22 protein-coding genes and 1 riboswitch are annotated in these 23,831 nt (G+C 66.6%); of the genes, 6 read left to right on the top strand and 16 right to left on the bottom strand.

The annotated features are described in order from the left end of the window. Positions 1–129: 129 nt before the first annotated feature. Positions 130–1,236, bottom strand: coding sequence for an S-(hydroxymethyl)glutathione dehydrogenase/class III alcohol dehydrogenase (locus B2R83_RS12380; protein ID WP_027865775.1), 1,107 nt, complete (start codon positions 1,234–1,236; stop codon positions 130–132). Between the two features lie 360 nt (positions 1,237–1,596). Here B2R83_RS12380 and B2R83_RS12385 point away from each other — a divergent pair, with 360 nt between their 5' ends. Continuing rightward, positions 1,597–3,159 carry a S8 family serine peptidase gene (locus tag B2R83_RS12385; RefSeq protein WP_292041632.1) on the top strand — a complete coding sequence of 521 codons (1,563 nt, stop codon included), beginning with the start codon at positions 1,597–1,599 and terminating at the stop codon, positions 3,157–3,159. Positions 3,160–3,206: 47 nt separating this feature from the next. Here the strand turns inward: B2R83_RS12385 and B2R83_RS12390 are convergent, their stop codons facing one another. Continuing rightward, complete coding sequence (locus B2R83_RS12390; protein WP_292041634.1) at positions 3,207–3,728, bottom strand: GNAT family N-acetyltransferase; 522 nt, start codon at positions 3,726–3,728, stop codon at positions 3,207–3,209. Continuing rightward, complete coding sequence (locus tag B2R83_RS12395; RefSeq protein WP_292041636.1) at positions 3,725–5,191, bottom strand: M28 family metallopeptidase; 1,467 nt, start codon at positions 5,189–5,191, stop codon at positions 3,725–3,727. The genes B2R83_RS12390 and B2R83_RS12395 overlap by 4 nt, the downstream gene beginning before the upstream one ends. A 213-nt stretch (positions 5,192–5,404) precedes the next feature. Here B2R83_RS12395 and B2R83_RS12400 point away from each other — a divergent pair, with 213 nt between their 5' ends. Next, positions 5,405–6,628 (top strand): DUF2254 domain-containing protein, encoded by a 1,224-nt coding sequence (locus B2R83_RS12400; protein WP_292041638.1) that lies wholly within the window; start codon positions 5,405–5,407, stop codon positions 6,626–6,628. A 9-nt stretch (positions 6,629–6,637) separates the two neighbouring features. On the opposite strand, the gene B2R83_RS12405 is transcribed toward B2R83_RS12400, so the two are convergent. From B2R83_RS12405 to thiC, 6 genes are read right to left on the bottom strand one after another with little or no spacing between them, the layout of a single operon-like run. After that, positions 6,638–7,351, bottom strand: a complete 714-nt coding sequence (locus B2R83_RS12405) for an ion channel (RefSeq protein WP_292041640.1) — start codon at positions 7,349–7,351, stop codon at positions 6,638–6,640. A gap of 39 nt (positions 7,352–7,390) precedes the next feature. Further along, positions 7,391–8,005 (bottom strand): thiamine phosphate synthase, encoded by a 615-nt coding sequence (gene thiE / locus B2R83_RS12410; RefSeq protein WP_292041736.1) that lies wholly within the window; start codon positions 8,003–8,005, stop codon positions 7,391–7,393. Positions 8,006–8,033: 28 nt separating this feature from the next. Then, positions 8,034–8,777, bottom strand: coding sequence for a bifunctional hydroxymethylpyrimidine kinase/phosphomethylpyrimidine kinase (gene thiD, locus B2R83_RS12415; RefSeq protein ID WP_292041642.1), 744 nt, complete (start codon positions 8,775–8,777; stop codon positions 8,034–8,036). Continuing rightward, positions 8,777–9,571, bottom strand: coding sequence for a thiazole synthase (locus B2R83_RS12420; RefSeq protein WP_292041645.1), 795 nt, complete (start codon positions 9,569–9,571; stop codon positions 8,777–8,779). Before B2R83_RS12420 ends, thiD begins: the two co-directional genes overlap by 1 nt. A 16-nt stretch (positions 9,572–9,587) precedes the next feature. Further along, positions 9,588–9,791, bottom strand: a complete 204-nt coding sequence (gene thiS, locus B2R83_RS12425; protein WP_209589612.1) for a sulfur carrier protein ThiS — start codon at positions 9,789–9,791, stop codon at positions 9,588–9,590. After that, positions 9,791–11,704: a phosphomethylpyrimidine synthase ThiC gene (thiC, locus tag B2R83_RS12430; protein WP_027865784.1), complete on the bottom strand. Its 1,914-nt coding sequence runs from the start codon at positions 11,702–11,704 to the stop codon at positions 9,791–9,793. Before thiC ends, thiS begins: the two co-directional genes overlap by 1 nt. Before the next feature lie 68 nt (positions 11,705–11,772). Further along, positions 11,773–11,878: riboswitch (TPP riboswitch) on the bottom strand. A gap of 91 nt (positions 11,879–11,969) precedes the next feature. Between thiC and B2R83_RS12435 the strand changes: the two genes are divergently transcribed. The 4 genes from B2R83_RS12435 to B2R83_RS12450 all read left to right on the top strand — a co-directional run bounded on the left by B2R83_RS12435 (position 11,970) and on the right by B2R83_RS12450 (position 16,274). Further along, entirely contained in the window at positions 11,970–14,768 is a 2,799-nt protein-coding gene (locus B2R83_RS12435) for a valine--tRNA ligase (protein WP_292041649.1), read from the top strand. Positions 14,769–14,916: 148 nt separating this feature from the next. Beyond that, complete coding sequence (locus B2R83_RS12440; protein WP_027865786.1) at positions 14,917–15,363, top strand: DUF2147 domain-containing protein; 447 nt, start codon at positions 14,917–14,919, stop codon at positions 15,361–15,363. 58 nt (positions 15,364–15,421) lie between these two features. Beyond that, positions 15,422–15,763 (top strand): SMR family transporter, encoded by a 342-nt coding sequence (locus B2R83_RS12445; RefSeq protein WP_209589615.1) that lies wholly within the window; start codon positions 15,422–15,424, stop codon positions 15,761–15,763. A gap of 88 nt (positions 15,764–15,851) precedes the next feature. Continuing rightward, positions 15,852–16,274 (top strand): hypothetical protein, encoded by a 423-nt coding sequence (locus tag B2R83_RS12450; RefSeq protein WP_036210498.1) that lies wholly within the window; start codon positions 15,852–15,854, stop codon positions 16,272–16,274. A gap of 6 nt (positions 16,275–16,280) precedes the next feature. Here B2R83_RS12450 and B2R83_RS12455 read toward each other — a convergent pair whose 3' ends face one another. The 7 genes from B2R83_RS12455 to ruvC form a co-directional block, all read right to left on the bottom strand. Then, positions 16,281–16,886 (bottom strand): response regulator transcription factor, encoded by a 606-nt coding sequence (locus B2R83_RS12455; protein ID WP_292041656.1) that lies wholly within the window; start codon positions 16,884–16,886, stop codon positions 16,281–16,283. After that, the gene (locus B2R83_RS12460) at positions 16,883–17,992 is read right to left on the bottom strand and encodes a sensor histidine kinase (protein WP_292041659.1); all 1,110 of its coding nucleotides are present in this window, start codon (positions 17,990–17,992) and stop codon (positions 16,883–16,885) included. The genes B2R83_RS12455 and B2R83_RS12460 overlap by 4 nt, the downstream gene beginning before the upstream one ends. Before the next feature lie 18 nt (positions 17,993–18,010). Further along, the gene (locus B2R83_RS12465) at positions 18,011–19,828 is read right to left on the bottom strand and encodes a CIA30 family protein (RefSeq protein ID WP_292041661.1); all 1,818 of its coding nucleotides are present in this window, start codon (positions 19,826–19,828) and stop codon (positions 18,011–18,013) included. A gap of 119 nt (positions 19,829–19,947) precedes the next feature. Next, positions 19,948–21,480 carry a right-handed parallel beta-helix repeat-containing protein gene (locus B2R83_RS12470; protein WP_292041739.1) on the bottom strand — a complete coding sequence of 511 codons (1,533 nt, stop codon included), beginning with the start codon at positions 21,478–21,480 and terminating at the stop codon, positions 19,948–19,950. Between the two features lie 122 nt (positions 21,481–21,602). Further along, the gene (gene ruvB, locus B2R83_RS12475; RefSeq protein ID WP_036210486.1) at positions 21,603–22,670 is read right to left on the bottom strand and encodes a Holliday junction branch migration DNA helicase RuvB; all 1,068 of its coding nucleotides are present in this window, start codon (positions 22,668–22,670) and stop codon (positions 21,603–21,605) included. Next, positions 22,667–23,245, bottom strand: a complete 579-nt coding sequence (ruvA, locus tag B2R83_RS12480) for a Holliday junction branch migration protein RuvA (RefSeq protein WP_036210484.1) — start codon at positions 23,243–23,245, stop codon at positions 22,667–22,669. Before ruvA ends, ruvB begins: the two co-directional genes overlap by 4 nt. A 20-nt stretch (positions 23,246–23,265) precedes the next feature. Continuing rightward, the gene (gene ruvC / locus B2R83_RS12485) at positions 23,266–23,802 is read right to left on the bottom strand and encodes a crossover junction endodeoxyribonuclease RuvC (protein ID WP_027865795.1); all 537 of its coding nucleotides are present in this window, start codon (positions 23,800–23,802) and stop codon (positions 23,266–23,268) included. Positions 23,803–23,831 lie beyond the last annotated feature (29 nt).

Here is a 23,831-nt window from a genome sequence, read left to right on the forward strand (position 1 = left end):
GACACGGACTGAGCAATACAACGTATCAATGCTCGAGCTCGTGTCTAAATGTCAGACCTGACCCTCGGTGTGCAGAATGAAAAAAAAACGCGGCCCGGAGGCCGCGTCGAGGATGCCGGACGGCGGGTATCAGAAGACCACGACCGAGCGGATCGACTCGCCCGACTTCATCAGGTCGAAGCCTTCGTTGATGCGCTCGAGCGGCAGGTGGTGGGTGATCAGGTCGTCGATGTTGATCTTGTTTTCCATGTACCAGTCGACGATCTTCGGCACGTCGGTGCGGCCGCGCGCGCCGCCGAAGGCGGAGCCCTTCCACACACGGCCCGTCACCAGCTGGAACGGACGGGTCGAGATTTCCTGGCCGGCCGCCGCCACGCCGATGATGATCGACTGGCCCCAGCCCTTGTGGCAGCACTCCAGCGCCTGGCGCATGGTGGTGACGTTGCCGACGCATTCGAAGCTGTAGTCGGCGCCGCCGTCGGTCAGCTGGACGATGCTGTCGACCACGTTCTCGACCTTGGTCGGGTTGATGAAGTGGGTCATGCCGAACTTGCGCGCCATGGCTTCGCGTTCCGGGTTCAGGTCCACGCCGATGATCTTGTCGGCGCCCACCATCTTGGCCGCCTGGATCACGTTCAGGCCGATGCCGCCCAGGCCGAACACGACCACGTTGGCGCCCGCCTCCACTTTCGCCGTGAAGATCACCGCGCCGATGCCGGTGGTGACGCCGCAACCGATGTAGCAGATCTTGTCGAAGGGCGCGTCCGAACGCACCTTGGCCAGCGCGATCTCCGGCACCACGATGTAGTTCGAGAAGGTCGAGGTGCCCATGTAGTGGTAGAGCGGCTTGCCGTCCAGCGAGAAGCGCGAAGTCGCATCAGGCATCAGGCCGCGACCTTGGGTGGAGCGGATCGCCTGGCACAGGTTGGTCTTCTGCGACAGGCAGAACTTGCACTGGCGGCATTCCGGGGTGTACAGCGGAATGACGTGGTCGTCCTTGCGCAGGCTGGTGACGCCCGGGCCGACGTCCACCACCACGCCCGCGCCTTCATGGCCGAGGATGGCCGGGAACAGGCCTTCCGGATCGGCGCCGGACAGCGTGTAGTAGTCGGTGTGACAGATGCCGGTCGCCTTGACCTCGACCAGCACCTCGCCGGCCTTCGGGCCTTCGAGTTCGACTTCTTCGATCGTGAGCGGATGGCCCGCCTTCCATGCAACTGCAGCCTTGGTCTTCATGTTTTCCTTCCTGAACCGAGCGTCGGACGCCGCCGGATTGCAACGCCGTAAAGTTTGAAATGATAACAAGGAGTGGGCGTGCGCGTGGCGCGCCTTGGCGTTTGCTCACGCTGGATGGTTCAGACGGTACATTTGCTGCGGATATTTGGGAGAAACGATACCACGTTGTACAGACGGCTTGTATGGACGATCGGTAGCGAGCTGTGCCTGATCAAGTGTTGCCTGCGCACAGTTGAACTCGGTATGCATATATACAAGCTTTTGAAATACACTAATTTCACCACCCATGAGGTGGCACAACAGCGCACGAAGCCTACAGAGCCGAGGCGCAATAACTTTGTTTTCAAACGGAGAAGATACATGGTAGACAAAAACACTCGCGCATCCTCCCTTCGCGTTTGCCTGGCAGCCCTGGTAGCTGCCGGCGTGTTCGGCAACGCGCAGGCCTCAGCTCCCGACACCACCCGCGTCATCGTCGCCTTCAAGCCGGGCGCCGCTGCCAAGGTGAAGTCGGCGGTGGCAGCGTCCAAGGGCTCGGTCAAGCACGAAATCTTCGGCATGAACGCCATGGCCATCGAGGTCCCGGCGGTCGCGCTGAAAGGACTGGAGAACAACCCGAACGTCGAATACATCGAAGAAGACGTGATCCGCAAGCCCTTCGCGCTCACCTCGCCGTCGACCGGCACCCCGTACGCATCGGGCCAGCTGGTCCCGTACGGCATCAAGCAGGTGCAGGCCGACCTGCTGTCGGACGCCAGCGCCGCCAACCGCAAGGTCTGCATCATCGACTCGGGCTACGATCGCAACCATGAAGACCTGTCGGCCAACCCGGTCACCGGCGAATACGACGCCGGCACCGGCTGGTGGTACACCGACGAGAACAGCCACGGCACCCACGTGGCCGGCACCATCGCCGCCATCAACAACGCCGGCACCGGCGTGGTCGGCGTGGCCGCCAACAAGCAGCTCAAGCTGCACATCGTGAAGGTGTTCGGCAAGGACGGCTGGGCCTATTCCTCGACCCTGGCCTCGGCCGCCAACAAGTGCGGCGCCGCCGGCGCCAACGTGATCAGCATGTCGCTGGGCGGCGGGCGCAAGAGCACCACCGAACAGAAAGCTTTCGACACCCTGTATTCCAAAGGAGTCCTGAGCCTGGCTGCAGCCGGTAACGACGGCAATACGGTGGTTTCCTATCCTGCCGGCTACGCCAGCGTGATCATGGTCGGGGCGGTCGACGAGAACAAGCAGTGGGCCACCTTCTCGCAGTACAACAGCAGCGTCGAACTGGCCGGTCCCGGCGTCAGCGTCCTGTCGACCGTGCCGATGGGCACCGGCCAGGAAGCCGTCCTGACCGTCGGCAGCAGCATCTATGCCCCCGGCGCGATGGAAGGCTCGCCGGTCAAGACCGCCACCGCACCGCTGGCCGACTTCGGCATCGGCGACAAGGTCAACACCGCCGTCTCGGGCAAGGTCTGCCTGATCCAGCGCGGCACCGTGGACTTCGCGGTCAAGGTCAGCAACTGCCAGAACAGCGGCGGCGTCGGCGCCGTGGTGTACAACAACGTGGCAGGCGCCTTCGGCGGCACCCTGGGCACCACCGTGACCAGCATCCCGTCGGTCACCGCGACCGATACCGAAGGCGCGGCGATGAAGCAGCAGCTGGGCCAGAGCGCGACGGTCGGCATCAAGGCCAGCAACTACGCCTACTTCGACGGCACCTCGATGGCGACCCCGCACGTGTCGGCCGTCGCCGCCCTGGTGTGGAGCTACTTCCCGACCTGTACCGCCGCGCAGATGCGCGCTTCGCTCACCAAGAGCGCGCTCGACCTGGGCACCGCCGGCCGCGACACCAAGTACGGCTTCGGCCTGGTGCAGGCCAAGGCCGCACGCGACCGCATCGCTTCGCTGGGCTGCGGTAACTAAGCCCTGACGCTGCAATGACAATGGGACGCCTCCGGGCGCCCCATTTTTTATGCTGCGCCGTCCAGGAGCAGGCGCATTTCCTGTTCCATGTGGGCGGCGCCCTCGCGCATCAGGTAGGGCTCGCCGATCGGCTGGAAGCCGGCACGCTCGTACAACCTGAGTGCGCCTGCATTCTCGCTGTTCACGCCCAGGTGCACGATCCGGGTCCCACGCGCTCTCGCCCAGCCGAGCGCCTCGTCGAGTAAAGCCGCTGCCACGCCGCGGCCGCGCCATTGCGGCGCCACCCACATCTGGAACAAATTCACCCGGGCGGCATCCTGCGCATCGACCTTGGCCCACAGCAGGCCGGCGAGCTGGCCTTCCACTTGCGCCACCAGCGCGCAATCGATGCCGGAGACCGCCGACTGCGCCACGCGCGTCGCCCAGGTATCGTCCGGCAGCGCCTCTTCCCGCGCCAGCGTGCTGCCGAAGGCCTCGGGCGCATCCGCCAGCGCGCGCAGGCGGATCGCGCGGTAGGCCTGCCACTCGTCCGCCAGCAAACGCCGCACCAGGACCGCGCCGCCGCTCACTTGGCCGGCGCCTCGCCGGCCGTGAGCGCGCGTCCCTTGGCGGCGTAGTTGGCCGCCTTCGGCGCCGCCGTCCAGGTCGGGCGCTCGGTCGCGTTGGCGATGTCGTACACGCCTTCGGTCAGCATGCGCGTGACGCGCGCCATGTTGTCGTAGTCGAGCTTGTCCCAGGTGTCGTCCTTGCCGTGGTAATCCGAGAAGCCGTAGGCCACCGACAGGGTGTGCGCCGGCACGCCGGCGTCGGCCAGCGACTGGTTGTCGGCGCGCGAGAAGAAGGCGTCGCTGAAGGCCGCATGCTTCCACAGGCGCACTCCCGTGCGCTCGGCGGAGTTCTTGAGCATGTCGCCGAGGGTCGAGAAATCGTAGCCGGTCATGGCGATCGAATTGAGCTGCTTGCCTTCGCTGTCGTCGGTGCGTCCGGTCTGCTCGAGATTGATGTTCACCACCGTGTCCTTCAGCGGGAACAAAGGGTGGAGCGCATAGTACTTGGAGCCCAGCATGCCGAGTTCTTCGCCGAAGAAGGTCATGAACACGATGCTGCGGCGCGGACGCTCCTTGCGCGCGGCCAGGACGTTGGCGGCTTCGATCAGCGACACCACGCCGCTGGCGTCGTCGTTGGCGCCGTTGTAGACCTCGCCGTCGCGGATGCCGACGTGGTCGTGGTGCGACGTCATCAGGACGTAGGTGTTCTTCAGCACCGGATCGGAACCGCGCAGCACGCCGACCACGTTGCGCAGCTTGACCGGGCGGATGCTCGGAGCGGCCACGCGTGCCGTGACGCTTGCCCCGCCCTTCTCCAGCGCCGCCGCGGCGTCGGCCGCATGCAGCACAAGGACAGGCAACTGAGCCGGCACCGCGCCCTGCGGCGCAGCCTGCTCCGGATCGATCAGCCAGCCGCCGGTGCCGGCGCCATGACGGCGCTCGCGGTCGATCATGACGACCAGCAGCGGCTTGCTCTTGAGTTTTTCCTGCAGCTGACGCGCGGCGCGCGGCACCGGCGGGGCCGGCACCACCAGCACCTTGCCGTTGGCGGCGTCGCTGTTGTCCAGCGCATCCTTCCAGCTCATGAACACCGCCGGCGTGGCCGCCAAGGTGACCGGATCGAGGAAGTTGCCGGTCGCGCCGCCGCCTGGCACCGCGATGCTGCTGCCGCCGGCAAGCACCGTCAGGCTCACGTCGTCCGCCTTGCGCTCGGCATACTGCCAGGTCGCGGTCTGGAAGTAGCCGTCGTCGCCGGCCGGCTCCAGGCCGGCCTTGCGGAACTGGGCCGCGATGTAGTCGGTGGCGAGGTCCTGTCCACGCGAGGGCGTGCCGCGGCCTTCGAGCTGGTCGGAGGAGAGGTATTGCACGTGGGTGCGCAGCGCCTCCGGCGAGATGGTGGCGGTGTTGGTGGAAATCTGGGCGCAGCCGGCTGCGGCGAACGCGAATACGAGAGCGGATACGAGCTTGGTCGTGTGAAGGCGCATGCAATGTGCTTTCATGGAAGTGGCAAGAAAAGCAATATCGCATGCTCGGCCGCATATGGTCAATCCACGGGGGGCGCTTTTCGATGCATATGTCTGGCAGCGTGTCCGGAATATGTTCCCAAGCGAACCGACCGCGGGGCCAAATCCGTTTACGCTTTGTCCTGTCCTGTCCCCTCCGATTGCCGGCCTATGCGCGAACAGTTGCAATTCCTGTTGAACCGACTGCGCGAACGCTTGTGGGTCAAGCCGCTGATCGCCTGTGTCCTGTCAATTGCCGGCGTGCTGCTGGCACATGTCGCCGACGCCATTCCGATCGATTGGAAGGTGCCTGAAATCGCGCAGGGGTCCATCGTCGACCTGCTCAAGATTATTGCCGCCAGCATGCTCGGGGTCGCCACCTTCGCGGTTGCCTCGATGGTGTCGGCCTACGCCTCGACTGGGCAATCGGCCACTGCGCGCGCCTTTCCACTGGTGGTGGCGGACGACGTTTCCCAGAATGCGCTGTCGATGTTCGTCGGCGCCTTCATTTTCGCCATCGTGGCGCTCAGCGCGACGACCAACGATTATTTCGGCAAGGCCGGCCGTTTTACCCTGTTCGTGCTGACCTTGTCGGCCCTGATCGTGGTCATCGTGGTCTTCGTGCGCTGGGTCGACAGTATCGCGCGGCTCGGCCGGCTGGGCGCCGTCATCGACAAGGTCGAGCAGGCGACCGCAACGGCCCTGGCACAGCGCAAGCGCCGCCCTTGCCTGGGCGGCATCGCCGCTACTGGTCCGACCCGCGGCCTGGCCTTTCACGCCGACCAAAGCGGCTACCTGCAACGCATCCACATGAACGCCTTGCAGCGCTACGCCGCCAAATGCAAGCTGAACATCACGCTGGCCGTCCTTCCCGGCGCAATGATCGTTCCTTCGCGCCCGCTCGGCTATGTGCTGCCCGATGGGCCCGACAGCGGACCGATCGAGGCGGCGCGTCTGCGCGAAGCCTTCATCATCGGCCCCCTGCGCCAGTTCGACGACGACCCGCGTTTCGGCCTGGTCGTGCTGTCCGAGATCGCCTGCCGCGCCTTGTCTCCCGGCATTAATGATCCGGGCACGGCCATCGGTATCCTGGGTTCGCTGCACCGGTTGTTTGCCGAGTGGGCCCGGGCTGCCGAGCCGGCCGATCCCGAATACGACCGGGTCGCCGCACCTGTGCTTCCCGTCGACGACATGTTCGAGGATGCGTTCCCGGCCATCGCACGCGACGGCGCGGGTCTGGTCGAGGTAGCGGCGCGCCTGCAGCGCGTGCTGGGCGAACTTGGTCGCTGCGGCAGTGCGCACATGCGCGCCGCGGCCCTGCATCAAGCCGCCCTCGCCATGGCGCGGTCCGAGCGCGCACTGGACTTCCCGCCGGACCTCACGCAACTACGGCGGCGGCACGCCGACTACTGGCATTGAAACCGGGAGCTAGTCCTTGTCCCAGGGCTCGCGCTGCGCATCCTGACCGCGCCGGCTGACCCTGCCCTGGGTCGTGAAGCCGATCAGGCGCGCCACCACGGCCGCCAGGTACATCAGGCCGACCAGCATTTCGACGCTGCACAGGGCGCGCGCATGGACGGTGAGCGGAATCACGTCGCCGATACCGGTGCTCGACAACAGCGCGAAGCTCAGGTAATTCAGCTCGCTCCATGAGCGCGGCGCGTCGCCGTTGACGGCTGCGGCAAAGGTGCCCGGCTGCAGCTCCTGCACCATGAGGAACAGGTGGGTGAACGCCCAGGCCAGCAGCGTGAAGGTGGCGGCCGCGGCGAACAGCTCGTCGGTGGTGGCCCGGCGGTCTTCCATCATGTAGGCGATCAGGCTGCCGGCGGCGTAGAAGTAGAACAGCGCTTCCAGCGCCGAGGACCAGGGCAGCAGCGTGCCGCGCAGGTCGTAGAAGGTCTGCAGCGCCAGCAGGATCACGATCGGCACCGCCAGCGCCACGCTGATCCGGGTCTCGCCAGGCGTGCGCCGCACCATGCGGATGGTCAGCGACAGCACCAGAATGCCGAACACGTTGAAGGCCGTATGCCCGGCGGGTTCGTGCTCGATAAAGGGGTACAACAGCATGCCGAGCAGCTGTACCAGCAGCAGGATGGCCGAGGGGTGGCGGCTGGTATGGATGAGCAGGCGCAGCGGTCGCATGGTCGGTATGGCAAGAGTGGCAACGCTGCCATTGTAAGTTCAGGCGTGCCGGAACAGCGCGCAGAAGTCGCGCACGGCCGCCGCCGGGTCGGCCGCCGCGTACACGCTCGTGATCGCCGCCACCATCGAGGCGCCGCGCCGCACCAGCGGCGCCGCATTCAGCGGGGTCATGCCGCCGATGACCACCATCGGCAGGGCCACGCGGTCGCGCCAGACCTCGACCAGTTCGGGCGGCGTGACGAAGCTGTATTTCTTGACCGGGGAGGGATAGAAGCCGCCGAAGGCCACATAGCTGGCGCCGTCTTGCTGGGCGTTCTCGGCCAGTTTCAACTCGCCGTAGCACGAGGCGCCGACGATCTTGCCCGGTCCCAGCAGGGCCCGCGCCTGTGCCACCGACATGTCCGTGCCGCCGACGTGCACGCCGTCGGCGTCGAGGTCGCGGCACAGGTCGATGTGGTCGTTGATCACGAGCGGCCGCTTGTGGCTGCGGCACAGCGCCAGCAGGGCTGCGGCCTGCTCGGCCTGCAAGGCCGGGCTGGCGCTTTTATGGCGGTACTGCACCAGGGATGCGCCAGCAGTCAAGGCGAGGTCGGTGACCGCGAGCAGGCGCCCGGTGTCGTCCCAGTCCGGGGTGACGAGGTAGAGCCCCCGCATGAAGTGCTTGTTCAAGGATGATCCTTTCTCAGTGGGCTTGCAGGATGCGGCGCGGGATGCGCTGTCCGGGCGCGATCCGGAAGGCATGCGCCAGCGTCTGATGGCAGTAGTCCTGGGCATGCTCGAGCGCTTGCGCCATCGGGTCGCACAGCGCGAGGCGCGCCGCGATGGCGGCGGCCAGCGTGCAGCCGCTGCCGTGGTAGCTGTGCGGCAGGCGCGGCATGCGCCAGCTGCGCTGCTCCATCCCGCCCTGCAGCCAGCGGTTGACGACGACGTCCCCCTCGCCATGCCCGCCGGTGAGCAGCACGTGCTCGCAGGGCAGCGCCCCCAGCGCCGCCGCCTCCGGCAGGTTCGGCACCAGCACGGTGGCCAGCGGCAGCAGCTCGGCCAGCGCGGCGATGGCGTTGCCCTTGCCGAGCGCGTCGCCGTGGCCGCTGGCCAGCACCGGGTCGAGCACGACCGGCAGCGCCGGGGCGGACGCGCGCAGCCGGCGCAGCAGCCGGGCAATCGCCGCCGCGTTCTCGCGGCTGCCGGGAATGCCGATTTTCACCGCGTCGATGCCGAAGGAATCGACCAGCGCTTCGGCCTGGCGCAGGACCAGGCCGGCGTCGACCGGGTGCACCTCGTGAACCCGGTTGTTGTCCTGGACGGTCAGGGCCGTCGCCACCGGCAGCGCGTGGCCGCCGAGGGCGCCGATGGCGGCAATGTCCGCCGCCAGCCCTGCCCCGCCGCCGGGGTCGAGCCCGGCGAACACGAGCACGGTCGGCACCATCAGGTGGCCATGCCCTGCAGCGGCGACGAGGGCGAGGCCGCGAAGCGCTTCGGCATGCGCCCCGCCAGGCGCGCCTCGCGCCCGGCGATGACGGCGTGGCGCATCGCGCGCGCCATGCGCACCGGATCATGGGCGGCCGCGATCGCGGTGTTCATGAGCACGCCGTCGCAGCCGAGCTCCATCGCGATCGCCGCATCCGAAGCCGTGCCGACGCCGGCATCGACCAGCACCGGCACCGTGGCCTGCTCGATGATGAGCGAAAGGTTCCAGGGATTCAGGATGCCCATGCCGGAACCGATGAGCGAGGCCAGCGGCATCACGGCGACGCAACCGATCTCCTGCAGGATGCGGGCCTGCACGGGGTCGTCGCTGCAATAGACCATCACGTCGAAGCCGTCGCGCACCAGGACCTCCGCCGCCTTGAGCGTTTCGGGCATCTGCGGGAACAGGGTCTTCTCGTCGCCCAGCACCTCCAGCTTGACGAGCTTGCGCCCGCCCAGCAGTTCGCGCGCCATCTGCAGGGTGTAGATCGCATCTTTGGCCGTGTAGCAGCCGGCCGTGTTGGGCAGGATGGTGAATTCCTCCAGGGGCAGCACGTCGAGCAGGCTGGGAGCGTTCGGGTCCTGGCCGATGTTCACGCGGCGGATCGCCACGGTGACGATCTCGGCGCCGGCTGCCAGCGTGGCGTCGCGCGTCTGCGCCAGGTCGCGGTACTTGCCGCTGCCGACCAGCAGGCGCGAAGCGTACTGGCGCCCGGCGATGGTCAGGAAGTCGTTCTCTACGATTGCATTCATTGTCATCTCCTTGTTTTCAACCGCCACCGATGGCGCGCACGATGTCCACTTTGTCGCGGGCCTGCAGCCGGCGCTGCGGCCACTGCTGGCGCGGCACCACTTCGCGGTTGACCGCCACCGCCACCGCCTGCTCGGCCAGGCCCAGCTGGCCGGCCAGGTCCAGCAGCGACACGCCGGCCGGCACCTGGTACAGGGCGCCGTTCAGTTCGATCTCCGTCATCAGACCTCCCGGTACAGCTTGGCGCCGCCGCGCACGAACTCGATCGCCTTCTCTTCCATGCCTTTCGCCAGCGCGGCTCCTTCGGCCACCCCGCTGGCGGCGGCATACTCGCGCACCTCCTGCGTGATCTTCATCGAACAGAAATGCGGGCCGCACATCGAGCAGAAGTGCGCCACCTTGCTGGACTCCTTGGGCAGGGTCTCGTCGTGGAAGGCGCGCGCCTTGTCCGGGTCGAGGCCGAGGTTGAACTGGTCTGCCCAGCGGAATTCGAAGCGCGCTTTCGACAGGGCGTTGTCGCGCAGCTGGGCGCCAGGGTGGCCCTTGGCCAGGTCGGCCGCGTGGGCCGCGATCTTGTAGGTGATGATGCCGTCCTTGACATCGTTCTTGTCGGGCAGGCCCAGGTGCTCCTTGGGCGTGACGTAGCACAGCATGGCGGTGCCGTACCAGCCGATGGTAGCGGCGCCGATGCCCGAGGTGATGTGGTCGTAGCCGGGCGCGATGTCGGTAGTGAGCGGCCCCAGGGTGTAGAACGGCGCCTCGCTGCACTGCTCCAGCTGCAGGTCCATGTTCTCCTTGATCAGGTGCAGCGGCACGTGGCCGGGGCCCTCGATCATGGTCTGGACGTCGTGTTTCCAGGCGATCTGCGTGAGCTCGCCCAGGGTCTTCAGCTCGGCCAATTGGGCTTCGTCGTTGGCGTCGTAGATCGAGCCGGGGCGCAGGCCGTCGCCCAGGCTGAAGGACACGTCGTAGGCCTTCATGATCTCGCAGATCTCCTCGAAATGCGTGTACAGGAAGGATTCCCGATGATGCGCCAGGCACCACTTGGCCATGATGGAACCGCCGCGCGAGACGATGCCGGTCAGGCGCTTGGCCGTCATCGGCACATAGGCCAGGCGCACGCCGGCGTGGATGGTGAAGTAGTCGACGCCCTGCTCCGCCTGCTCGATCAGCGTATCGCGGTAGATCTCCCAGGTGAGTTCCTCGGCCTTGCCGCCGACCTTTTCCAGCGCCTGGTAGATCGGCACCGTTCCGATCGGCACTGGCGAATTCCTGATGATCCATTCGCGCGTCTCGTGGATGTGCTTGCCGGTCGACAGGTCCATCACGTTGTCGGCGCCCCAGCGGATCGCCCAGGTCATCTTTTCCACTTCCTCGCCGATCGAGGACGTCACCGCCGAGTTGCCGATGTTGGCGTTGATCTTCACCAGGAAGTTGCGGCCGATGATCATCGGCTCGATTTCCGGGTGGTTGATGTTGGCCGGGATGATGGCGCGGCCGCGCGCCACTTCGTCGCGCACGAACTCGGGCGTGATCTCGGCGGGGATGCTGGCGCCGAAGGACTGCCCCGGATGCTGGCGCGACAGCAGGCTGGCCACGCGCGCGCCCATGGGGCCGGAATCGACCAGCGAAGCCAGGTATTCCTTGCGGCGCAGGTTCTCGCGCAGGGCGACGAATTCCATCTCGGGGGTCACGATCCCCTGGCGCGCATAGTGCATCTGGGTGACGTTGCGCCCGCTGCGGGCGCGGCGCGGGGTGCGCTGCAGCTCGAAGCGCAGGGCAGTGAGCGCCGGGTCAAGCAGGCGCGCCTTGCCGTAGTCGGAAGTGGGGCCCGCCAACTCCTCGGTATCGCCCCTTTCGAGGATCCACGGCGTGCGCGGCGTACCCAGGCCGCGGCGGATGTCGATGCTGGCCGCCGGATCGGTGTAGGGTCCGGAAGTGTCGTAGACGAACAGCGGCGGATTCTCCTCGCCGCCGAAACTGTCGGGTGTCGGCGACTGCGAGATGGCGCGCATTGGTACGCGGATGTCGGGCCGGCTGCCGTCGATGTAGACCTTGCGCGAGTTGGGGAAGGGTTCGATGGCTGCCTGGTCGACCGTGGCGGTCGCGGCGTCGAATTTGAGCGGTGCGTTCATGTGGCTCCTTTGCGGAGCCAGCAAAGGAGTGTGCCAGGATCGGCCAGGCAGGCGCGTGCGCGCCCTGGGCCGTGTTCTGACTGCTTCCCTTCGCTGGCATTATCCAGATCAGGTTCGGAGGGTATTTCTCACCCGCGTGTCGCGTTTGCGACAGCAGGACCCCTAGCGTGTGCCGCGCCCGGCTTTCCGGAACGCAGCGGGGCGGATTATAGCCGCATCTACTCTATAATGGTTCTTTTCGCACAATTTTTTAGTTGACCACATCATGGAACTTGCCAAGTCTTTCGAGCCCGCAGACATTGAACAATACTGGCGCACCGAGTGGGAACAGCGCGGTTACTTCACCGCCACCATGGAAGACGGCAAGCCGTCGTTCAGCATCCAGCTGCCGCCGCCGAACGTCACGGGCACCCTGCACATGGGCCATGCCTTCAACCAGACCGTGATGGACGGCCTGACCCGCTACTACCGCATGCGCGGCTACAACACCGCCTGGATCCCGGGCACCGACCACGCCGGCATCGCCACCCAGATCGTGGTGGAGCGCCAGCTCGACGCGCAGAAGATCTCGCGCCACGACCTCGGACGCGAAGCCTTCGTCGAGAAGGTCTGGGAATGGAAGGAAAAGTCGGGCAACACCATCACCGGCCAGATGCGCCGCATGGGCACCTCGCCGGACTGGAAGCGCGAATACTTCACGATGGACGAAAGCCGCAGCAAAACCGTGGCGGAAGTCTTCGTGCGCCTGTACGAACAGGGCCTGATCTACCGCGGCAAGCGCCTGGTCAACTGGGACCCGGTGCTGGGTACCGCCGTGTCGGATCTGGAAGTCGATTCGCAGGAAGAAGACGGCTCGATGTGGTACATCAAGTACCCGCTGGCCGACGGCTCGGGCCACCTCACGGTCGCCACCACCCGTCCGGAAACCCTGCTGGGCGACGTCGCCGTGGCGGTGGACCCGACCGACGAGCGCTATACGAGCCTGGTCGGCAAGCTGCTGAACCTGCCCCTGACCGGCCGCCAGATTCCGGTGATCGCGGATAGCTACGTCGACAAGGAATTCGGCACCGGCTGCGTCAAGATCACCCCGGCCCACGACTTCAACGACTACGCGGTCGGCCAGCGCGCCAATCTCGCGCCGATCAACATCTTCACCCTGGACGCCAGGATCAACGAGAACGGCCCGAGCCAGTACCAGGGCCTGGACCGCTTCGCCGCGCGCAAGCAGATCGTCGCCGACCTGGAAGCGCAAGGCCTGCTGGCCGAAGTCAAGCCGCACAAGCTGATGGTGCCGCGCGGCGACCGCACCGGCGTCGTCATCGAGCCGATGCTGACCGACCAGTGGTTCGTCGCCATGAGCAAGCCGGCGCCGGAAGGCACCTTCAACCCGGGCAAGTCGATCACCGACGTGGCGCTGGAAAAGGTGGCCAACGGCGAGATCAAGTTCGTGCCCGAGAACTGGACCACCACCTATAACCAGTGGCTGGGCAACATCCAGGACTGGTGCATCTCGCGCCAGCTGTGGTGGGGCCACCGCATCCCGGCCTGGTACGGCGAGAACGGCGAGATCGTGGTCGCCCGCACCGAGGAAGAAGCGCAAGCCAAGGCCGCGGCCCAGGGCGTCGTTGGGGCGCTGCGCCGCGACGACGACGTGCTGGATACCTGGTTCTCCTCGGCCCTGGTGCCCTTCTCGACCATGGGCTGGCCGGAAGAAACCCGGGACATGAAGCACTTCCTGCCCTCGTCGGTGCTGGTGACCGGCTTCGACATCATCTTCTTCTGGGTTGCCCGCATGGTGATGATGACGACTCACTTCACCGGCAAGGTGCCGTTCGAGACCGTGTACGTGCACGGCCTGGTGCGCGACAGCCAGGGCCAGAAGATGTCCAAGTCGAAGGGCAACACGCTCGACCCGATCGACCTGATCGACGGCATCGACGTCGAGTCGCTGGTGGCCAAGCGCACCACCGGCCTGATGGACCCGCGCGCCGCCGAGAAGATCGCCAAGGCCACCCGCAAGGAATTCCCGGAAGGGATCCCGGCCTTCGGCACCGACGCCGTGCGCTTCACCATGGCGAGCTACGCTTCGCTGGGCCGCAACATCAACTTCGACCTCGGCCGCTGCGAGGGCTACCGCAACTTCTGCAACAAGCTGTGGAACGCCACCCGCTTCGTGATGATGAACACGGAAGGCAAGGACTGCGGACAGCCGAATCCGGAAGACCTGTCGCAGGCCGACCGCTGGATCGTCTCGCTGCTGAACCGCGTCGAACTCGATATCGCCAAGGGCTTTGCCGACTACCGCTTCGACAACATCGCCAGCAGCATCTACAACTTCGTCTGGTACGAATACTGCGACTGGTACCTGGAACTGGCCAAGGTCTCGGTCCAGCAGGGCACGGAAGCGCAGCAGCGCGCCACCCGCCACACCCTGCTGCGCGTGCTGGAAGTGGTGCTGCGCCTGGCGCACCCGATCATCCCGTTCGTGACCGAAGCCCTGTGGCAGGCGATCGCGCCGCTGGCCGGCAAGACCGGCGATTCGATCATGCTGCAGCCCTATCCGCTGGCCGATACCTCGTTCGTGAGCGAAGAGGCGGAAGCCTGGATGGAACAGCTCAAGGCGCTGATCGACGCCACCCGTAACCTGCGCGGCGAGATGTCGCTGTCGCCGTCGGTGCGCGTGCCGCTGATCGTCGAGCCGGGCAACGAGGAAGACCGCGCCCGCATGGCGGTGTTCGCCCCCTACATCCAGGCACTGGGCAAGCTGCAGGAGGTGCAGGTGGTCGACGCGCTGCCGGAATCGCCGGCCGCCGTGTCGATCGTCGGCACCACCAAGCTGATGCTGAAGGTCGAGATCGACGTCGCCGCCGAGCGCGAGCGCCTCTCCAAGGAGATCGCGCGCCTGCAGGGCGAGATCGCCAAGGCCAGCGGCAAGCTGGCCAACGAAAGCTTCGTGGCGCGCGCACCGGCCGCGGTGGTGGAGCAGGAGAAGGAACGCGTGGCGAACTTCTCGGCGACGCTGGCCAAGATGCAGGAGCAGCTGGCCAAGCTGCCGGCGGCCTGATTCGGCATCGCCAAACGAAAAACGCGGCTTCGGCCGCGTTTTTTGTTGGAAGCCATCCAATTCGAATACTTCCTCGGATTTCGATGACCCGGCCGTGAATACAGTTTGCTACACTGGTCCCGTCAGACAACAACAATGGAGACCCACAATGCGTAAACTGATGCAGGCAAGCCTGATTGCCCTGATCCTCGCCGCACCGGCTGCCATGGCCCAGAACACCTCGGCCGCAGGCACCTGGAAAACGATCGACGACGAAACCGGCAAGCCGAAGTCCCTCGTACGCATCACCGAAGAGAACGGCGTCCTGACCGGCAAGATCGAAAAACTGTTCCGCCCGGCCGACCAGGACCAGAACCCGAAATGCACCGCCTGCGAAGGCGCGCGCAAGGACCAGCCGATCATCGGCATGACCATCCTGTCCGGCCTGAAGAAGGACGGCAACGAGTACACCGGCGGCGAGATCCTCGATCCGTCCAAGGGCAAGACCTACAAGAGCAAGGCGGCCCTGAAGGACAACGGCAGCAAGCTGGAAGTGCGCGGCTACATCGGCGCGCCGATGTTCGGCCGTTCGCAGACCTGGGTCCGCGAGCAGTAATCCCCAGGCAGCGGCCCGTGCCCACAGGCGCCGGCCGCTCGCCCTGTATGATGGGCGCATGACCCAGTCCCAAGCCTATCTCTACCTCGCCTTCGCCATCGTCACGGAGGTCATCGGCACCACCGCGCTCAAGGCCTCCGACAGCTTTACCCGGCCGATCCCCAGCCTGGTCACGGTGGGCTGCTATGCCCTGTCCTTCTACCTGCTGACCTTCAGCCTGCGCGTGCTGCCTACGGGAATCGCCTATGCGATCTGGTCGGCGGTCGGCATCGTGCTGATCTCGCTGATCAGCTGGTTCGTCTACGGTCAGCGCCTCGACCTGCCCGCCATCGCCGGACTCGGACTGATCATCGCGGGGGTGGCCGTGATCAACCTGTTCTCGAAAAGCGTCAGTCACTGAACTTCATTCGCGCGCCGCAACAATTATAAATTCGATATCGTCTCGTATTGCTGAGTTGTTATTACAACGAATTTACGAGGAAAGTCGAATGATCTTCTTGCGTCTGGCCTGCCTGATGGCCGGGATCCTGGTGCTGGTGGCGCCTCCGGTGGTGTTGTTCCCGAACGGCGCTTCCGCGCCTGAAGTGTCGCGCTCCGCCGCCCTGCTGGCGGCCATGCTGCTGGCTGCGTCGGGCTTCTTCTTCATCGGCATGACCGGCCACCGCATCAAGCGCTCGCCCGCGCTGGGCCGGATGTCGGCCGCGGCGCTGCTGCTCACCTTCGTGGCAGGCAGCGCGATCCTGTGGGACAGCGCCGAACCGACCGCCATGTGGCTGAGCGGGGCGCTGCTCGGCTTCACCCTGATCGTGTCGCTCGCGCTGACCCTCCTGATGCTGCAGGGGCCGAGCGCGGGCCGCGTGCGCGCCCGCGAAGGCCGCCAGTCGCGCCTGTCCGTCGTGCACCACCTTTGAGAGCGGCTACAGCCAGCCGGCGTCGCGCGCCATGCGATAGGCGTCGACCCGGTTGGCGGCGCCCAGCTTGCTGATCGCTTCGGACAGGTAGTTGCGCACCGTCCCTTCGGATAGGTGCACCTGGCGCGCGATGTCGGAACTGGAGCGCCCTTCCCCGGCCAGGCGCAGCACCTGGCGTTCGCGCTCGGTGAGCGGATCGGCGCCGCCGCTCCAGCTTTCCAGCGCCAGCTCGGGCGCGATCGCGCGTCCGCCGCCGTGCACCGCGCGGATCGCCGCCGCCAGGGAATCCACCGACGCATCCTTCAGCAGGTAGCCGCGCACCCCCGCCTCCAGGGCGCGGCGCAGGTAGCCGCTGCGCCCGAATGTGGTCACCACGATCAGCTTCGGCGGCAAGCGGCGCTCCTTCAGCTCGGCCGCCAGTTCCAGCCCGGTCATCAGGGGCATCTCGATGTCGGTCAGGACGATGTCGGGCTGGAGCTGCTCGCACATGGCGAGGGCTTCCCTGCCGTTGGTGGCGGCGCCGACCACCTCGAAATCCGGCTCGAGCCTGAGCAGCGCAGCCATCGCGCCCAGGACCAGGGCCTGGTCTTCGGCCAGCAGGATGCGAATCATGAGGCTACTCCGACAGGGACGCGCAGCTCGAGTTCGAGACCGGCGCGGACGCGCAGCGCCAGCCTGCCGCCGAGCGACTGGGCGCGCTCGCGCATGCCGCACAAGCCGTTGCCGTGCCGGATGTCGGCCTCGCTGCGCGCCTTGCCGTCGTCCAGGATGCGCAGCACCGCCACGCCCTGTTCCAGGCCCAGGGACACGCTGCAGCGGCGCGCGCCGGCGTGGCGCACCACGTTGGTGACCGCCTCGCGCAGCGCCAGCGCCAGCACGTTCTCGGCGGCCGGCGCCAGTGCGAAGCGCTCCACGTTTTCCTCCAGCCGGACGTCGGCCGCCGCCAGGCTGGCCCGCGCGCTCGCCAGCGCATGGGCCAGGCCCTTTTCGCGATAGCCCGTCACCGCGGCGCGCACTTCGGCCAGGGCCTGGCGCGCGCTGGTTTCGATGTCGCCCACTTCGCGCGCGCAGGCATCCGCGTCGCGGTGCGCCAGCTTGCGCGCCAGCTCGGCCTTCAGCGCGATCAGCGACAGCGAATGCCCGAGCAGGTCGTGCAGGTCGCGCGAGATGCGCTCGCGCTCGGCGATGGTGGCCAGGTGCTCGACCTCTTCCTGCTTGCGCATCAGCTCCTGGCGCGAGCGGCGCAGGCGCGCATCCATGAAGGCGCCCGTGCCCACCGGCAGGCCGACGGTCAGGATCGGCATCAGGAACATGAAGCGCATATTCCCGCTCGTCTGCAGCGAGGCCAGCAGCGCCAGCACGATGACGGCCACGATCGCGGCCACGGCGTATTTCATTGTCGCGATCCCGGCCGCCATGGCGCAGGCGAAGATGAAGAAGGTGGCTGCGCCCGGGTTCCAGGGCACCCAGGCGGCACCCAGCAGGCAGGCAGCCAGCATGAAGACGAATACCTGCCGGCCGCGCGCCCGGAAGCTTGCAAGGTAGAGCGGCACGAACACGGCCAGCGTCAGCACCAGCAGGGCCAGCTCCCCTGCACCAGGAGGGACATAGGCGTACTTCCAGCCCATGTAGGCCAGGCTCAGCAGCCAGAAGTACGGCATCCTGCCCTGCTCCGGCGGGAGCCACGGCCCCGCCAGCACCTGTCTGATCTTGTTCATGTCGTGAAGCGGGTCGGGTTAGCGGTCCAGCAGGCGCACGTCGGCGATCTCGAAACGGTAGTCGCCAGGCTCGGGGCCGGCATTGAATCCTATCATGGTCAGCAGGGATGGATCGATGCCGGGAAAGCTGCTCAGCGGGACCGACACTTCTTTCCAGTCGGCGCCGGCGGTGAAGGGCACGCTGGCCGGAATGGTGGTACCACGCGACATCATGCTGAGGGCATAGCGCTTGCCGTCGCCACGCACCCGGAACGCAATCGTCTTCGCCGCACTGAGGTTGGCCGGCTGCATCGGCCCGGCGCCCGGCCCGAAGGCCAGCCCCGCCCACGGATAGGGGAAGTTCGCCTTCACCACGCGCGCCGTCACCGCCAGCGCCGCCGGGGCGCCGGCTTCGACGGGAAGCAGTTCCAGCGTCGCACTCGAGGCGCCGCCCATCATGCCGTCGTGGGTCGCGGACCAGCCCATGCCGAAGGGACTGGCAAGCTTCTCCTTGCTGAACAGGCTGATGCGCCCATCCGCCGGCAGCGCTACCGGCGCGAGACCGGGCGCCGCGTTTTCCTGGGCCACCCGCTCGCGCTGGCTTGCACGCAGCGGCTCGGCGCTTTCGCCATCTTTCCAGACCTCGACGATGCGGCGGGTGCTGGCGATGTCTGCCAGCGGGTTGCCCTCCACCAGCAGCAGGTCGGCCTTGTAGCCCTTCGCCACCTGCCCGCGCTTGCCGAGGCCGAATGCGCGCGCCGGTGCGCTGGTGGCGGCCGCCAGCGCCGCACCCGGGCGCATTCCGGCCGCGACCAGCGCCGCCAGCTCATGGTGCATGCTGATGCCGTACTGGGTGCCCGCGTTGCCGGCGTCGGTGCCGGCCAGCACCGGCACCCCGGCACGGTGCATGGCGGCGATGACGGCCCTGGGCGCCGCCAAGAGGTCGGGCCTGGGCGACTGGCCATAGCTGGATCGCATCGGCTGCCGCTGTTCCTTGTCCAGCAGTGCCGCGAGGGTGGGATCGGCCAGCAGTCCGTCCGTCTTCACGCCCGCCATGCTCTCGAGCACCACATAAGTCGGGATCACGAAGGCGCGCCTGGCCTTGGCCAGTTGCGCCAGCGCCTGCGCGTCGCGCGCCGCGATGTCGGTGCCGATAAAGAGGTGCACCAGCCCGTCCGCGCCGGCCTCGAGCGCGGCACGCGCGTTCTCGAGCGTGCTGACATGCACGACGGCCCGCTTGCCGCGCCGGTGCGCGGCCTCGATCAGGGCCTTGGCGGTGGCGATATCCAGGCTGTTCATGCGCTGGGCGCCGTGGCCGTCTTCCAGCACGATCTTGATGAAGTGCGAGCCTTCGGCAATGCGCGCATCCACGAAGGCCTGGGCTTCGGCCGGCGTGGCAAGGGTCGGGATCGGCATGCCGAACTGGGTGCCGTGGCCGCCCTTCGCGGTGGCCAGCGTGCCGGCCGAGAACATGTCCGCGCGCCCGCTGTTCTTCCCGGCCGCCATGGCCGCGCTCAGGTCCCGCATGATCCGCACGTCGTTGAACATGTCGACCTGGGTGGTGACACCGAACAGCAGCGGCAGCTCCAGGTAGCGGAAGGCGTGCACGTGCGCGTCGATCAGGCCCGGCAGCAAAGTGCGGCCCGCGCCGCTGACGATGCGCGTGCCGCTTGGGGCCGCGCCGCGGAAGTCGGCGTCGACGATGACGCCCTTGTCGAACAGGACCGAGCGGCGCTCGTGCACGCGCTCGCCGTCGAAGACGCGCACGTCCTGGACCAGGGTGGGGGCGGCAGAGGCGGCGCCGGCCAGCATCAGGAGCGCGGCGGCGGAGACTGCTTTCAGGGCGGTGGACTTCATGTGTTCCTCGCATGGGTTGGTGTGCAGCCAGTATGCGAAAAACACGATGGCGCCTGTAGATGCAGGCGCCATCAGTTCGGCATGACAATTGTCATGTGCCCGGTGTTGCAGCCGCCGGACTAGCCATTGTTGCGCAGCGTGATGTTCGCGTTCGTGCTGTCGGTATAGATCCCCATGCGGGTCTTGCCCTTGAAGCGGTTGTTGGAGACGACCGTGGGGCTGCCGTAGATGTAAGCCAGCGCGATATGGGCCTGGAATGGACTGGGCTTCTTCCCACCTTTGCGCCGGTTCAGGACCGAGAAGCTGCAGTTCGCATCCAGCTCGTTGGAATCGACCGTATGGCCGCCCGTGTCCGGCCACCTGCTCCGGTCTTTGCTGCCGTACATCTGAATGCCGTTTCCTTCGTTATCCGAGACCACGTTCCCGTAGATGGAACACTTGCTGGCCCCGTCGTCCAGGCCGATGCCGACGCCTTCCGATCCGTTGTCCAGCGGCCCGCCAAAGTTGTAGTTGAAGCGGCAGGTGTTGTAGCGGATCGTGTGGCCCGATACCGCGCCCTGGCCGGCCTTGGACGAGAGCTCGATACCGCGGCCGTAACAGGTGCGGGTCATGGCTCCGCCATTGGCATTGCAGACGTTGTGCTCGATGGTGCATGACCGGGAAACGCCGCTGATATGAATGCCGAAATTCATATTGTTGCTGCAGTTATTCTTGCCCACGTAGCTGAGATCTCCACCATTGATGTAGATGCCGGTCAGCATGCCGGTCACGGTGTTCCTGTCCAGCGTGGCAGCCTTGCCCCCCACCAGGTAAATGCCGATCGCCCCGCGGTTCGGGTTATGGGCGACGCCGGATGGCGGAGAGACGCGGTTCCCGCGGATCACGAGCCGCGTCAGGAAAGCGTCGCCGTCGTAGGCTTCGCAGCGGATGCCGTACGAGGTCGCCGAACCGCCGCCGCGGTGGCGGACGGTATTGTCGAGCAGCCGGATATCGTCGACCGTGCGGTCCCCGGCGACCAGGATCCCCTGGTTGCCGTATGCGGCGCCACAGCTGATGACGTCGAGCACACAGCCGGAGACGGTGACGTGGCTTTTGTCGACAATGTACACGCCGGCACAGTTCGACCTCACATTGCAGTCCTCGAAAACGCAGCCATTGCCCAGCCAGATGATCGCCGCGTCGCGCCCTTCCGGCAAGGCGGTATTCCGGATGTCGAGCTGACGGTAGATGACGAAATCGCGCTCCTTGCCGTGCACCGCGATCGAGGCGCCGCCGGCCGGCTTGGCGGGCGCCGCCGGCAGGACGATGACGGGCTTCGGCTGCGCATTGTCGTCGGCGCCGTTGGACCGGTAATACGCGCCGATCGTGATGGGCTGCAAGGCGTTGCCGCTTGCTCCCACCTGGAAGACACCGGAATACGTCGTGCCGCGCTTCTGCAGGTAGGTATGGCCGGGCAGCCAGGACACGCTGGTCCATGAACGGAAAGGCCTGGCAAGCGTTCCGTCGCCCGGACCGGCGGCGCCCGGATCGATGTAATGCACAGTCGCGTCGCGTCCCGGCCGGGCCAGCGCGATCCTCGGAAGCAGGCTTGCGAAGCAAGCGCCAATGCCCAGCCGCGATGCAATCCGAAGGAAATCTCTTCGCTTGCTCATCACGGCTCCTTGCATCGGTAGTCGACAAACAGGGCCTTGCCAGGCGCATTGTCAAATACTAGCAGATGGATATGACAATGGCACTTCCGGAACCGGCGGGCGAACCCGGTCCGGCAAGCGGTTCAAGCGGGCGGCAGGTTATCCCAGAGGTCGCCCGTGGGGCTGATGCGCGGCGCGGTGACGCCGAAGTGCTGGTAGGCCAGCGGCGTGGCGATCCGGCCGCGCGGGGTGCGCTGCAGGTAGCCCTGCTGGATCAGGTAGGGTTCGAGCACGTCCTCGATGGTGTCGGCCGCCTCGCCGATCGCCGCCGCCAGGTTGCCGATGCCCACCGGACCGCCGGCGAACTTGAACAGCACGGCTTCCAGGAGTTTACGGTCCATGACATCGAAACCGACGGTGTCGACATCGAGCATCTTCAGCGCGCGGTCGGCCATCTCCACGGTGATTTCGCCGGTGCCCTTCACTTCCGCGTAGTCGCGCACGCGGCGCAGCAGGCGGTTGGCGATACGCGGGGTGCCGCGCGCGCGCTTGGCGACCTCGCGCGCACCGGCCTCGTTGATCGGGGCGTCGAGCAGCGCGGCGCTGCGGGCAACGATCTTGGTGAGTTCGTCGACGTTGTAGAACTCGAGGCGCGCGACGATGCCGAAGCGGTCGCGCAGCGGGTTGGTCAGCATGCCGGCGCGGGTGGTGGCGCCGACCAGCGTGAAGGGCTGCAGGTCGAGCTTCACGGAACGCGCGGCCGGGCCCTCGCCGATCATGATGTCGATCTGGTAGTCCTCGAGCGCCGGGTACAGGATCTCTTCGACCACCGGCGACAGGCGGTGGATCTCGTCGATGAAGAGCACGTCGTTCGGCTCGAGATTGGTGAGCAGCGCGGCGAGGTCGCCCGGACGCTCCAGCACCGGGCCGGAAGTCTGGCGCAGGTTCACACCCATCTCGCGCGCGATGATGTGCGCCAGCGTGGTTTTACCGAGGCCCGGCGGGCCGAACAGCAGCGTATGGTCGAGCGCTTCGCGGCGCTTGCGCGCGGCGGAAATAAAAATTTCGAGCTGGTCGCGGATCTTGGCCTGGCCGACGTATTCGTCCAGCTGCTTCGGCCGCAAGGCGCGCTCGATTGCCTCCTCGTTGGGCGAGGCCGGCGCCGCGTCGATGACGCGCTGCTCGGTGAAATTGTCGGTCTGGATGCTCATGCTTTAGAAAGTGCTTTGAGTGCAAACTTGATGCCGTCGGAGACGCTGCTACCTGCCGGCATGTTCTTGATCGCCAGTAGCGCTTCCTTGTCAGAATACCCCAATGCGAGCAGCGCATTGAGCACGTCGGCCTGGGCGTCGTCGCGCACCGCGCCGCCGACCACGCCGATGTCGGCGCCGAGTTTACCCTTCAGTTCGAGCAGCAGGCGCTCGGCGGTCTTCTTGCCGATGCCCGGGATCTTCACCAGGCGGCCAGCTTCCTGCAGCGTGACGGCCTGCGACAGGTCGGCCACCGACATGCCCGACAGGATCGCCAGGGCCATGCGCGCGCCGATGCCGGTAATCTTGATCAGCTGGCGGAACAAGGCCCGCTCGGAAGCGCTGCCGAAGCCGAACAGCAGGTGCGCGTCCTCGCGCACGACCAGGTGGGTGAACAGCACCACCTTTTCGCCGGTATGCGGCAGGTTGTAGAAGGTGCTCATCGGCACGTCGACTTCATAGCCGACGCCGTTGCAGTCCACCAGCACGTGGGGCGGCGCTTTTTCGAGCAGGATTCCGGAGAGACGACCGATCATGTGTTGTTGTCCTATTGTTCTTAGACGAGGCGGCTGCGTTTCATGCGCAGCGTGCTGGTGGTGGGCGCCAGCGCGCCGACCAGCGACAGCGTGTCCATGCTGTGGGCGTGGCAGATCGCCACGCCGAGCGCGTCGGCGGCGTCGGTGCCCGGCAGGCCGGGAAGCTTCAAGAGGCGCGACACCATGTCCTGCACCTGGGCCTTGGCGGCCTTGCCGGTGCCGACCACGGCCTGCTTGACCTGCACGGCCGTGTATTCGGCAACGTCGAGGTCGGCGCCGACCAGGGCCGTGATGGCAGCGCCGCGCGCCTGCCCCAGCAGCAGTGTGGACTGCGGGTTGACGTTCACAAAGACTTTTTCGATGGCCGCGCAAGTCGGTCCGTAGGCGGAAACGATTTCGCCCACGCCGTTCAGGATCACCTTGAGCCGCGGCGGCAGTGCGCCCTCGGTGCCGGTCTTGATGGTGCCGGACGCGATGTAGCGCAGCTTGGTGCCGTGTTTTTCAATGACGCCGAACCCCGTCGTACGCAGGCCCGGGTCGATGCCGAGAATAATCATTGTGGAATGATATACGGCTGCGGGGTGTT

The organism is Massilia sp. UBA6681, assembly GCF_002454935.1.
Taxonomy (GTDB): Bacteria; Pseudomonadota; Gammaproteobacteria; order Burkholderiales; family Burkholderiaceae_D; genus Telluria; species Telluria varians.

What these genes read in the sequence shown, in the direction of transcription:
- B2R83_RS12380 (WP_027865775.1), bottom strand. Translation starts at nt 1,236, where the DNA reads ATGAAGACCAAGGCTGCAGTTGCATGGAAGGCGGGCCATCCGCTCACG.
- B2R83_RS12385 (WP_292041632.1), top strand. Translation starts at nt 1,597, where the DNA reads ATGGTAGACAAAAACACTCGCGCATCCTCCCTTCGCGTTTGCCTGGCA.
- B2R83_RS12395 (WP_292041636.1), bottom strand. Translation starts at nt 5,191, where the DNA reads ATGCGCCTTCACACGACCAAGCTCGTATCCGCTCTCGTATTCGCGTTC.
- B2R83_RS12405 (WP_292041640.1), bottom strand. Translation starts at nt 7,351, where the DNA reads ATGCGACCGCTGCGCCTGCTCATCCATACCAGCCGCCACCCCTCGGCC.
- thiE (WP_292041736.1), bottom strand. Translation starts at nt 8,005, where the DNA reads ATGCGGGGGCTCTACCTCGTCACCCCGGACTGGGACGACACCGGGCGC.
- thiD (WP_292041642.1), bottom strand. Translation starts at nt 8,777, where the DNA reads ATGGTGCCGACCGTGCTCGTGTTCGCCGGGCTCGACCCCGGCGGCGGG.
- B2R83_RS12420 (WP_292041645.1), bottom strand. Translation starts at nt 9,571, where the DNA reads ATGAATGCAATCGTAGAGAACGACTTCCTGACCATCGCCGGGCGCCAG.
- thiS (WP_209589612.1), bottom strand. Translation starts at nt 9,791, where the DNA reads ATGACGGAGATCGAACTGAACGGCGCCCTGTACCAGGTGCCGGCCGGC.
- thiC (WP_027865784.1), bottom strand. Translation starts at nt 11,704, where the DNA reads ATGAACGCACCGCTCAAATTCGACGCCGCGACCGCCACGGTCGACCAG.
- B2R83_RS12435 (WP_292041649.1), top strand. Translation starts at nt 11,970, where the DNA reads ATGGAACTTGCCAAGTCTTTCGAGCCCGCAGACATTGAACAATACTGG.
- B2R83_RS12440 (WP_027865786.1), top strand. Translation starts at nt 14,917, where the DNA reads ATGCGTAAACTGATGCAGGCAAGCCTGATTGCCCTGATCCTCGCCGCA.
- B2R83_RS12445 (WP_209589615.1), top strand. Translation starts at nt 15,422, where the DNA reads ATGACCCAGTCCCAAGCCTATCTCTACCTCGCCTTCGCCATCGTCACG.
- B2R83_RS12450 (WP_036210498.1), top strand. Translation starts at nt 15,852, where the DNA reads ATGATCTTCTTGCGTCTGGCCTGCCTGATGGCCGGGATCCTGGTGCTG.
- B2R83_RS12455 (WP_292041656.1), bottom strand. Translation starts at nt 16,886, where the DNA reads ATGATTCGCATCCTGCTGGCCGAAGACCAGGCCCTGGTCCTGGGCGCG.
- B2R83_RS12460 (WP_292041659.1), bottom strand. Translation starts at nt 17,992, where the DNA reads ATGAACAAGATCAGACAGGTGCTGGCGGGGCCGTGGCTCCCGCCGGAG.
- B2R83_RS12465 (WP_292041661.1), bottom strand. Translation starts at nt 19,828, where the DNA reads ATGAAGTCCACCGCCCTGAAAGCAGTCTCCGCCGCCGCGCTCCTGATG.
- B2R83_RS12470 (WP_292041739.1), bottom strand. Translation starts at nt 21,480, where the DNA reads ATGAGCAAGCGAAGAGATTTCCTTCGGATTGCATCGCGGCTGGGCATT.
- ruvB (WP_036210486.1), bottom strand. Translation starts at nt 22,670, where the DNA reads ATGAGCATCCAGACCGACAATTTCACCGAGCAGCGCGTCATCGACGCG.
- ruvA (WP_036210484.1), bottom strand. Translation starts at nt 23,245, where the DNA reads ATGATCGGTCGTCTCTCCGGAATCCTGCTCGAAAAAGCGCCGCCCCAC.
- ruvC (WP_027865795.1), bottom strand. Translation starts at nt 23,802, where the DNA reads ATGATTATTCTCGGCATCGACCCGGGCCTGCGTACGACGGGGTTCGGC.